A 9,987-nucleotide genomic window follows, 5' to 3' on the forward strand; every position below is an offset into this window, starting at 1 on the left:
AGCCTGCAGTGGGCCAAAGTGCTCCGCGAAACGCTCCGAATCGATCGTCGCGGAGGTGATGATGAGCTTGAGGTCAGGGCGCTGAGGGAGAAGCTGAGCGAGATAGCCGAGGAGGAAGTCGATGTTCAGGGAACGTTCATGTGCCTCGTCAATAATGATCGTGTCATATTTCGAAAGAAGCGGATCTCCCTGAATTTCGGCAAGGAGGATACCGTCGGTCATGAGCTTAACGAGAGTCTGATCCGACACCTGATCCGTGAAACGCACCTGGTAGCCGACCTGTGCGCCGAGCTCCACCCCCATCTCCACGCAGAGGCGCTCAGCGACGGATCTGGCTGCAATCCTGCGTGGCTGGGTATGCCCGATCATTCCGTTAATACCGCGGCCCAGCTCCAAACAGATCTTGGGTAGCTGGGTGGTCTTACCAGAACCGGTCTCGCCAGCAACGATCACCACTTGGTGTGCCGCAATTGCGTTCGCGATTTCTTCCCGCCGCGCCGAGACCGGCAAATCGGGATAGATGATTTTTGGAACAGCGGCGCGCCGCTGTTGGGGGGTACTCATATCAGCATCGTCACCTATTATCGGCCCTGAAGGAGAATGGATGAAATACGTTTACGCAATATTGACTGTCCTCATCCTCGCGATCACGGCACTGTCACTTGATCCCGGACTTATTTCGGTTGGAGATCACAACTTGGCGTTAACTTACCCGGTTAGCCAAATGATTGCCATGCGGGGGATTGTGGCCCTCGTGCTCGGGGTGCTGTTCGTCGTTACCTTCATCCTCGCACTCATCCGATTCATCGCCTTCCGCAAGGGACTCTTCATGGGAATCGTGAGTGCCGGCTTCCTCATTGTCGGAGCCTCCCATTACTTCATCCTCTCGGACCGCGGGCTGAACGACGCGAGTTCCCTCCCTCCCGACTACGGGGTCACACACGTGTCGCAGGGAAACGGTGATATCACGATCCTGTCCTACAACACCCTCGGCGGTCAGACGACCATGAGCGACCTCGAGCCGATCGTGGCCGATAACGGGGTCGATGTTGTCGTGCTGTCCGAGACCTCGACCGAGAACGCTCAGGATCTTGCGGACCGCCTCGCCCAGCGCGGACTCTCCTTCAACGTCTTCTCCTCAGGCGCGGACCAGTACCGTCCCGAGATCGAGTCCACGACCGTCCTTGTGTCGTCTGCCCTGGGGGAGTACCGGCAAAGCCCCTCCCTTGACCTGACCTACGGTTCCGTGAACCTTCGTAGCCTCGAGGGCGGCCCCGACATCATCGGCGTGCACCCGGTCGCTCCCGTCAAGGACCTCCAGGACGTGTGGCGCAGCGAGATCACCGAGGTCTACTCGGTCTGCAGCAGTATGGAGAACACGATCCTTGCTGGCGACCTCAACTCGACCGTTGACCACATGCATGCAACGGGCGGCACCTGCACCTCTGCACTGGACGGGCGGAACGGTGGGGTGGGAACGTGGCCGGCTTCAGTGAACGGCCTCCTCGGTTCCCCGATCGACAACGTCTACACCGACTGGACCCCGAAGGCCTCCGCCATCGTCGAGGTCGGAGACTCCGATCATCGCGGAGTGCTCGTCAGGGTCGGGTAGTAACAAGGACAGGATAAAAAAGACCGAAGAAAGGCGGAAAGAAGGAGAGCGGGTTCTTAGACCTCCTGTGAACCTGTAGCTCTGCTTTGGAGCGAGAGCAGTCCGCCCCCGTGCCTACTCGGATGAATCCCTCGTGAGGAGCTCCGCGAGATTGTTGAGGGCTACCTTCCAGAACTCCTTGGTTTCGACCACGGCCTCGCGTTGCAGGCGGGTGTGTTCGATCGAGATCTTGCAGCGGGGCACCCCGGACTTCGTGGGTGCCTGAGCATCAACATAGAACGCAACCCGCGTTCCTTCCCCGCCATCGAAGCGTACGGACTTGGTGGAGCTGCTTCTCTTGCTTCTCTGCTGAAGTTCAAGATCAAGCCATTCCCTACGATGATCCTCGTCCAAGAGATAGGGCCACAGCTGGTCGATGTCGACCTGAAGTGTCTTCGAGGAGCTTGCGCCAAAGGAGCCATCGGGACGTTGCCCCGGTTCCCTGAGGCCCCGGGACTGCTCGTAGCTGACCGTGAGACCTTGGGCCCACCAGGCATCAACCTCGTGCTTGCCACCAAGCCAGCGGGCGATTTGAGCGTGATCCCATTCCTTGGCCCCGGCCTCATCGAGCAGAGCGAACCACTCCTCGCGACCGCGACCTGTCGCCGCGACGAGGGCGGACTCGGACACCATGGATGACTGAGGTCGCACCGCCCCCGTTAGCGACTCGCCCTGGTCCTCGTTGTGATTAGCCATACACCGAGACTAGCGCGGACTGACGCCACTTTCACTACCTTTTTCACAGTATCACTTGCCTAACTGTCAATCTTTCGGATAACCGAAACCTTGTTGATAGGTGTTATTTGAGGATGATGAACTGTTCCGTTCGATTTTGATTCTGTTTATTCTCAGAGATTTGGTGCAGACTAGTCCGGTGATAACGACAGAACGGATTGAATCCGTGGAACCCAGTGACAAGCAGATACGTCAGTGGCGGAAGAACCTTGCTGAAGAGCGCGCCGAGTACGAGATCTACCAGCGGCTCGCCAAGAAACGTACCGGCGAGGAGAAGGCGATCCTGCTCGAGCTCGCAGAGGCAGAGAGGCGCCACGCCATGCACTGGCGCAACCTCCTTGGTGACCGCGTCGGTAAGCCCCTGCTCCCATCCTTCCGAACCCTCGTTCTTGGCTTCCTCGCCAACTGGTTCGGATTTGTTTTTGCTCTCGCCCTCATTCAGATCTCTGAAGAGCGTGCGACGAGGAAGCGACACGACAACGGCAGCACCCCTGCCATGGTGGCCGATGAGGCAGTCCACACCGAGGTCATTCGGTCGCTCGCGACCCGTGGCCGCGAGGCCATGTCGGGTACGTTCCGTGCCGCAGTGTTCGGCGCAAACGACGGCCTCGTCTCTAACCTCGCCCTCGTGCTCGGTGTCGCTGCCGCGAACGTATCGAACTCGACCGTGCTCCTGACCGGTGTGTCCGGCCTTCTCGCTGGCGCGCTCTCCATGGGCGCCGGCGAATGGGTTTCGGTCCGCTCGCAGCGCGAACTCCTCGAGGCCTCCAAGCCCGCAGAGAAGTCGAACGATCTCATTCCGGCTTTGGACATGGACGCGAATGAGCTTTCACTTGTTTACCGCGCTCGCGGCATGAGCTCCGAGGAGGCAGAGGAGCGCTCGCGGCTCACTCTGCAGAAGATCCAGCAGCAGGAATCGGTCAACGCTCTGCACATTCAGGGAACCGACTACGAGGAGATTGGTTCCCCGTGGCGGGCCGCCATCTCGTCCTTCCTGTTCTTCGCAACGGGCGCCATCATCCCGATCGCACCGTTCATGTTCACCTCGGGCATGACCGCGATTCTCATCGCCGTTGTTCTCGTTGGCATCACCCTGATGTTCACCGGTGGTGTCGTGGGTATTCTCTCGGGCAAGTCCCCGACCCCGCGCGCTATTAGGCAGCTCCTCATTGGTTATGGTGCCGGCATTATTACCTATGCACTTGGCCTTCTTTTCGGTACATCTGCTTAACAATTGGTCAAGGATTCTTTAATATTTAGTTATGGAGACTCCTGAACTAACTGATGCCGTAAGGAAGCGTGCCCGAGGCACCCTCCTTGCCTCTGCCGTGGGCGATGTTTTGGGCGTCCCCTACGAGCTTGACACCCTGACTCTCAGCGGTGATCCCGAACCACTCGGCGGCGGCCTGGGTGATTACGAACCCGGCGAATGGTCCGATGACACTCAGATGTCCATCTGCATCGCCCAGGTGGCCGCCACCGGAGTGCGCCTCACGTCCCAGGCAGCCCAGGACGAGATTGCGTCGAAGTTCCTGGCGTGGTCGAAGGACGGCGCCACCGACATTGGCATTCAAACCTCGAGGGTCCTGCAGGACGCTCACCGCCGCGAAGGCTCCGCTTCGCAGCGACTCCGTGCCGCGGCCGCCTACTTCTCGGCAACGTCCGACAGGGCCGCCGGCAACGGCGCACTCATGAGGACCGCCCCGATCGGTCTGGCTTTCCTCTACGACCGTGAACTCACGGCTCAGGCAGCCCGCGAGATCGCTGCCCTCACCCACACGGATCCCATGGTGGGTGACACGTGCGTGCTGTGGTCGGAGGCCATTCGTCACGCGGTGACCACCGGTCGCATCGACGTGTACGCGGGTCTCGACCTCCTGCACCCCGATGTTCATCCCTCGCTGATTGCCACACTTAAGGAAGCGGAGGATCCGGACTTCAGGCCGGAGTCCAACTCCTTCACCATCACCTCGATGCAGTCGGCATGGCACGCCGTGGTCATGGCAAAGGACACGGACAACCCAATCCAGAACGGCCTGTTCGAAGCGATCCGCCAGGGGTCCGACACGGACACCACGGCCGCAGTGGCCGGTGCCCTCTTGGGTGCCGCCTTCGGTGAGGACGCCGTCCCGGACTACAAGATCCACGGATGGCCGGGACTGACCGGCGAGGATCTCGCCAACCTGGGTGAAACCATCATTGAGAAGAGCCGCCCCCGCTACTAGGCGAGAGCGTTCATAACTCGACAGGAACTGAGTCTGCCGCACGGTATCCGTGCGGCAGACTTCTTCTCGTTTCTGGACCAGTTTCCAAGAGAATTCAGTCTCTCAGGAAAGTCCAATGCCTAGTTCGACTTCTGCTTCCGGAAGCTCTTGAGCGCCGACATCAGCTGGAAACCGTCCTGGCCGTAGATGGTGGGCACGCCGTAGCGTGCTTCGTCGTCACTGGACCGGCGATCCTCAATCGCCTCTGTCATGCCGTGGGAGAGGACCTGCTCGACGGGGTTGAGTTGGCGGATGGCGATGCCGGCGAGATAGCGCGGGTGTTCACGCGCCAGCTCATCAAAGATCAGCGGGTCGTGCTGACCATCGTCCCCAACGAGATACCACTCGATCTCGGGGAACGTGATGATGAGGTTCCGCAGCTGCGTCTTCTTGTGTTCCTGGCCGGAACGGAAGATCGATGTGGGTGTGGGACCCCAGTCTGTTAGTAGGAGGGGCCCCGAGGGGAAGCCATTGAGGGTGAGGAACACTTCGAGCGTGGGAAGGGTGTTCCAGGCGCCTGTCGACAGGTAGAACACGGGAGCGTCGGGGGTGTCTGACAGGAGCTCGTCGTAGAACTCCGCCATCCCCGGTACCGGCTTGCGGGTGTTGGTGTGGCGCACCCACGAGTTCCAGGCAGCGAGAGCCGCACGCGGCAACCACGTGACCATGACGGTGTCGTCAATGTCGGAGATCAGGCCGCGCTTTGCCTCGGGACGTACGATCAGAACCCTTGCCTTGATCGGCTCCGCCGCTGCGGCCTCAATCTCGACCTCGTGCCAACCCGGCTCGAGTCCGTGGTCCTGAACGAGTACGTCGATGTAGCCGGAGCGGTCGGTCTTCGTGGAAATGACCTTGTCGCCAGCGTGAACCGTGACGGGAAGGTAGCCAACCTGAGTGGTGAAGAACTGTCGCCACCCGCGTTGCGCGGTTTCCGACAGCTTCTGAGCCTGCTCGAACGCATCCTGGACCTGGCCGAGAACGGTGTGGGTCGAGGGCGGGAGTTTGAACGACTTGAAGAGGGAGCGTTCCTTCGGGTCCGCCATGACAACGCGACCGAGCACGTGCAGGGACGAGGTGGACCCATACCCGGTGAACCCGATGATTGATGGGCGCCAGCCCTGTTCGACACGCCTAACGGTGCCCCTTCGGTTCAGGGAGTCCTCAACTTTTCGTGCAAAGTCTGCGATTGCCATGCTTAAGAGTCTACGGGCTGGGACGGTGCCCTCGGAGGGAAATCGTGCTTCCAGGTCAGGCATCCGTTCAGGCGATTCCCGGGCGGCAAATTGCGTGTTCCAACGCTACGAGCATGACTCATGTCCACACCGTCAACAAATGACGGCGGGCCGCCAAAAGATCGCTCCATCGATCATTTTCGGCCACCACTCAAAGCAGGACAAAGCGGCTTGAACCCCTCCCCACTACCACGAGTCCACAGCTCTCGGACCTGGAAGAACGCTGATATTGGCGGTTGGGGAGTTCTCCCATTTCCTATGGTCGAGAGCATTTTTGCGCTTAGACTGCTTGGCGATGACAGTTCTAACAGCACCCACGGCAGTCGACACCGACGCAGCGCCGGATCCGGAGCGTGGCGAGGATCGGGCAGTCGAGGTATCGAGGCGACCGAGCCGCGAAGTCCTCACCGTCATCTCCGTCATTGGGCTCCTCGCAGCGGTCAATTTCCTCGCTCACTTCACGCCGCTCTCCATGTGGTTCTTCACGGTCCCGGTCGGGGTTGGCGTGATCCTTGCCGTCGGCAAGGCCATGGGTCATTCCTGGAGCGATATCGGAATCTCCCGCAAGACCCTCAAGAGGGGTCTGAAGTACGGCGGGATTGCAGGAGGCGTAGTTCTCGGCGCCGTTCTCCTCGGCGTCCTTCTTCCAATCACGCGTGACTTCTTCCTCAACGACTCCTATTCGTCAGCCCGCAAGGCCGTCCTCGCGGCCTTCGTGCTCATTCCCATCCAGACTGTCCTTCCCGAGGAACTCGCCTTCCGCGGAATCCTGCACAGTAGCCTGCAGAGGCTTGGTGGCATCAGGGCGGTCCTCGTTGTCGGATCCGTGCTCTTTGGTCTCTGGCACGTCGCTTCGTCGCTCAACTTGACGGCAGGCAATGCTGGGCTGACTCAGATCCTTGGTTCCGGGACGCTGGCTCAGTGGGTCGGCATTGTTCTCGCGGTCATCGCCACCTCACTTGCGGGTGCGGCCTTCACCTGGCTCCGCCACCGCTCCAACTCCGTCATCGCCCCCATCGGGCTCCACTGGGCCTTGAACGCCTGCGGCGCACTGGCTGCCGCTTTTGTCTTCCAGCTGTAATGAAGTAAAAAAGCCTGCTTGGGAAGTAGAGAAGTCCCGCTAGGAACATGTGGATGGGTGCGCGACTCTGGTCGCGCACCCTTCCTCGTTGGCTGACAGCTATTTACTTGTCGGGCCCAAGGGGCACGTGACGTGGCCCGTTCTTAACCGTTGAGTGCCCTGTCCACAACGTCCTTGGCTGCTTCCTGGACCTCGGCGAGGTGCTCAGGGCCCTTGAAGGACTCGGCGTAGATCTTGTAGACATCCTCGGTGCCAGATGGGCGAGCAGCGAACCAGGCGTTCTCAGTCGTCACCTTGAGGCCACCGATGGGTGCGTCGTTACCGGGTGCGTTGACCAGCTTGTTGGTGATCTCCTCACCAGCGAGTTCCGTGGCCGTAACGTCCTCGGGGGAGAGGTTGCCCAGCTTCGCCTTCTGCTCCTTGTTCGCGGGAGCATCGATGCGGGCGTAGGCGGATTCGCCGTACTTGGCGACCAGGTCGGCATGATGTTGGGACGGGGTCTTGCCGGTCACGGCCGTGATCTCAGCTGCGAGGAGGCAGAGAAGGAGACCATCCTTGTCGGTGGTCCACACGGTGCCGTCGAAGCGGAGGAAGGACGCACCTGCGGATTCCTCGCCACCAAAGCCGAGGGAGCCGTCGAGAAGGCCGGGAACGAAGTACTTGAAGCCCACGGGGACCTCAACGAGGTTACGTCCAAGACCATCGGCGACGCGGTCGATGAGGCTGGACGACACGAGAGTCTTGCCGATCCCGGTGTCCTTCTGCCATCCGTCCCTGTGCTCAAACAGGTAGTTGATGGCAACGGCAAGGTAGTGGTTCGGGTTCATCAGACCCGCATCCTTCGTCACGATGCCGTGTCGGTCCGAGTCGGCATCGTTGCCGGTCGCGATGTCGTAGGGAGCATCGCCATTCATGCGTTCGAGCAGGCCGGCCATGGCGTGCGGGGAGGAGCAGTCCATGCGGATCTTACCGTCCCAGTCCAGGGTCATGAAGCGCCAGGTCGGATCGACCTCGGGGTTCACGACCGTCAGGTCGATGCCATAGCGTTCCGCGATCGCGGCCCAGTAGTCAACGGAGGCGCCACCCATGGGGTCGGCACCGATCTTGACTCCGGCCTTGCGGATCGCCTCCATGTCGATCACGTTCTCGAGATCATCGACGTAGGCGGACAGGAAGTCATGCGTGCCCGTTGTCTTGGCGACGCGTGCCTCCTCGTAGGGCATGCGGGGGATGGAACGCCAGTCCTTCAGGAGCTCGTTCGCGCGAGCCGCGATCTTCGAGGTGGCGTCCGAGTCAGCGGGACCACCGCTCGGCGGGTTGTACTTGTATCCGCCATCGCGGGGCGGGTTGTGGGAGGGGGTGATGACAACGCCATCGGCGAGTCCGGGTCCCTCCACGCGGACACCTGCGTCGGTGCCGGCGCCGTTCGCACGGAGCACGGCCAGCGACAGCGCCGGGGTGGGGGTGTAACGGTTGCGAGCATCGATGCGGATATTGACACCCGCCGCGGCAAACACCTCTATGGCGGTGCGCTGTGCTGGCTCGGAGAGGGCGTGCGTGTCGCGAGCGATGTAGAGTTCGCCGTCGTAGCCGAGTTCCTGACGGTACTCGATGATGGCTGCGGTGATGGCGGCAATGTGGCCCTCGTTGAAGGCGCCGTCGAGGGCAGAACCGCGGTGTCCGGACGTTCCGAACACGACTGGTTCAACCGGTTCTTGGTTGTAGTAGGCGGAGATCAGTTCATCAACGTCGATGAGATCTTCGGGGCGAGCTGGGGTACCTGCGCGTTCGTTCATACCCGTCATTTTGCCACTCAAATCACATTTGTGGGCAAGAAGTCCGGTTGATGTCAGGTCATTGCGCTGTCCGCTGATGGTGCACCCAGCAGTTGCGGGCCGAGTTGCGTTGTTTGAGTAGTTGAGGCGCAGGTCCGTCCCCACGATCCATGTTCGACTCTAAAGAATCGTTGAAGGGTTGGCCGGGTCGTTGTCCTAGTCAATTGCGACATTCTCGGGGTGCTGATCGGGGTGGGTGACGGGCGCCGCCAGCATTCCCGCTGCCGCATCGATGAGGAAGTAGCCGAGCTGGAGCCACGTCGCGGTGGCGGTCCCGTCGTCCATCTTTCGCTCCTACGAGGCGCAGGCGCCGAGAAGCATGTGCTTGACGATCCCGGAGCGAGCCCGCCAGACACTGTCCGAGACTCCCTCGACCAGTGAGTTGCCCGGTTCGGAATCGAAGTTCCCGGGGAGTGTTCTGAGAGTCTGTTCGAGGTTGGCGGAAACGGAGGGCAGGGTGAGCGTTTGTGCGAGAAACTGTGCCCGCCAACTCGGGCGAGGAAGCCGATCGAGTTCTTCAATGAGGGGGAGGAAGCGAGCTCTGATGACGTCGTAGACCGACGGGTTCTCCCCCAGCTGCGCGTGCAACTCGTCGGTGCGCCTCGCCATCTCCGGCAAGTAGCGGCTGAAGAGAGCCGTCAGGAACCTGTCGCGGGAACCAAAGTGATAGCCCACGGCAGAGTTGTTGGCGTTTCCCGCGTGCTCCGCGATACACCGGTTCGAGACAGCGTCAATGCCATGCTTGGCGAACAGCTCTTCCGCGGCATCCATGAGAGCTTCGCGTGCCCTCGTGCCGGAATCTCCCATCCCGTCTCCTTCGCTGGGTTCTGTGGGTTGCGAGCTACCTCAGAATAGCGCTTTTGCTCTTGCGACATGTCACTCAAATGTGTTGCGGTTCCTGAGCTCAAGAACCTGAATCCCGATGCTTCAGGAGTGGGCGCTGGCTGAAGTTGAATACAGCCAGAACACTCATGAGTTAGCGAAACAATCAACTATGCGAGCGGGTGCCGAGATGATCGGCCGCCACAGCGCGCTCGCTGGCGTCCCCTTGGTTGGCCCACCCCTGGCCCGCGGTGTTCCGCCACCATCAACTATCCATTTGATTCTGAAGCATTCACTTCTCTTGCACCCGGAAACCAAAGAGGGACTCGATATGGGCCGCTTAGGGAAACTGTTTCTCTTGCAACGT

At 60.7% G+C, this 9,987-nt stretch carries 11 protein-coding genes; 5 read left to right on the top strand and 6 right to left on the bottom strand.

Translation table 11 applies throughout. The annotated features are described in order from the left end of the window. A partial coding sequence (locus QMB98_RS07405) for a DEAD/DEAH box helicase (protein WP_371685055.1) occupies positions 1-564 on the bottom strand: 564 nt, incomplete at its 3' end. A 40-nt stretch (positions 565-604) separates the two neighbouring features. Between QMB98_RS07405 and QMB98_RS07410 the strand changes: the two genes are divergently transcribed. Beyond that, entirely contained in the window at positions 605-1,612 is a 1,008-nt protein-coding gene (locus QMB98_RS07410; RefSeq protein ID WP_371685057.1) for an endonuclease/exonuclease/phosphatase family protein, read from the top strand. Positions 1,613-1,726: 114 nt separating this feature from the next. Here QMB98_RS07410 and QMB98_RS07415 read toward each other — a convergent pair whose 3' ends face one another. Further along, positions 1,727-2,347 (bottom strand): hypothetical protein, encoded by a 621-nt coding sequence (locus tag QMB98_RS07415; RefSeq protein ID WP_371685058.1) that lies wholly within the window; start codon positions 2,345-2,347, stop codon positions 1,727-1,729. A 178-nt stretch (positions 2,348-2,525) separates the two neighbouring features. Between QMB98_RS07415 and QMB98_RS07420 the strand changes: the two genes are divergently transcribed. Beyond that, positions 2,526-3,617 (top strand): VIT1/CCC1 transporter family protein, encoded by a 1,092-nt coding sequence (locus QMB98_RS07420; RefSeq protein WP_371685060.1) that lies wholly within the window; start codon positions 2,526-2,528, stop codon positions 3,615-3,617. Positions 3,618-3,648: 31 nt separating this feature from the next. Continuing rightward, on the top strand, positions 3,649-4,611 hold the full coding sequence (locus QMB98_RS07425; RefSeq protein WP_371685061.1) for an ADP-ribosylglycohydrolase family protein: 963 nt from the start codon (positions 3,649-3,651) through the stop codon (positions 4,609-4,611). A 119-nt stretch (positions 4,612-4,730) separates the two neighbouring features. Here QMB98_RS07425 and QMB98_RS07430 read toward each other — a convergent pair whose 3' ends face one another. Further along, entirely contained in the window at positions 4,731-5,843 is a 1,113-nt protein-coding gene (locus QMB98_RS07430) for an App1 family protein (protein ID WP_371685062.1), read from the bottom strand. A 334-nt stretch (positions 5,844-6,177) separates the two neighbouring features. Between QMB98_RS07430 and QMB98_RS07435 the strand changes: the two genes are divergently transcribed. After that, the gene (locus QMB98_RS07435; RefSeq protein ID WP_371685063.1) at positions 6,178-6,963 is read left to right on the top strand and encodes a lysostaphin resistance A-like protein; all 786 of its coding nucleotides are present in this window, start codon (positions 6,178-6,180) and stop codon (positions 6,961-6,963) included. 143 nt (positions 6,964-7,106) lie between these two features. Here QMB98_RS07435 and pgm read toward each other — a convergent pair whose 3' ends face one another. From pgm to QMB98_RS07450, 3 genes are all read right to left on the bottom strand, one after another. Further along, entirely contained in the window at positions 7,107-8,759 is a 1,653-nt protein-coding gene (gene pgm, locus QMB98_RS07440; protein WP_371685064.1) for a phosphoglucomutase (alpha-D-glucose-1,6-bisphosphate-dependent), read from the bottom strand. A 195-nt stretch (positions 8,760-8,954) separates the two neighbouring features. After that, positions 8,955-9,083, bottom strand: a complete 129-nt coding sequence (locus QMB98_RS07445; RefSeq protein WP_371685065.1) for a hypothetical protein — start codon at positions 9,081-9,083, stop codon at positions 8,955-8,957. A 9-nt stretch (positions 9,084-9,092) separates the two neighbouring features. Beyond that, a complete protein-coding gene (locus QMB98_RS07450; protein WP_371685066.1) occupies positions 9,093-9,605 on the bottom strand; it encodes a TetR/AcrR family transcriptional regulator in 513 nt (170 codons plus the stop codon). Positions 9,606-9,720: 115 nt separating this feature from the next. Between QMB98_RS07450 and QMB98_RS07455 the strand changes: the two genes are divergently transcribed. Beyond that, a partial coding sequence (locus QMB98_RS07455; protein ID WP_371685067.1) for a hypothetical protein occupies positions 9,721-9,987 on the top strand: 267 nt, incomplete at its 3' end.

The sequence above is a fragment of the Flaviflexus sp. genome (genome assembly GCF_041440645.1).
GTDB lineage: Bacteria > Actinomycetota > Actinomycetes > Actinomycetales > Actinomycetaceae > Flaviflexus.

What these genes read in the sequence shown, in the direction of transcription:
- QMB98_RS07410 (WP_371685057.1), top strand. Translation starts at nt 605, where the DNA reads ATGAAATACGTTTACGCAATATTGACTGTCCTCATCCTCGCGATCACG.
- QMB98_RS07415 (WP_371685058.1), bottom strand. Translation starts at nt 2,347, where the DNA reads ATGGCTAATCACAACGAGGACCAGGGCGAGTCGCTAACGGGGGCGGTG.
- QMB98_RS07425 (WP_371685061.1), top strand. Translation starts at nt 3,649, where the DNA reads ATGGAGACTCCTGAACTAACTGATGCCGTAAGGAAGCGTGCCCGAGGC.
- QMB98_RS07430 (WP_371685062.1), bottom strand. Translation starts at nt 5,843, where the DNA reads ATGGCAATCGCAGACTTTGCACGAAAAGTTGAGGACTCCCTGAACCGA.
- QMB98_RS07435 (WP_371685063.1), top strand. Translation starts at nt 6,178, where the DNA reads ATGACAGTTCTAACAGCACCCACGGCAGTCGACACCGACGCAGCGCCG.
- pgm (WP_371685064.1), bottom strand. Translation starts at nt 8,759, where the DNA reads ATGAACGAACGCGCAGGTACCCCAGCTCGCCCCGAAGATCTCATCGAC.
- QMB98_RS07445 (WP_371685065.1), bottom strand. Translation starts at nt 9,083, where the DNA reads ATGGACGACGGGACCGCCACCGCGACGTGGCTCCAGCTCGGCTACTTC.
- QMB98_RS07450 (WP_371685066.1), bottom strand. Translation starts at nt 9,605, where the DNA reads ATGGGAGATTCCGGCACGAGGGCACGCGAAGCTCTCATGGATGCCGCG.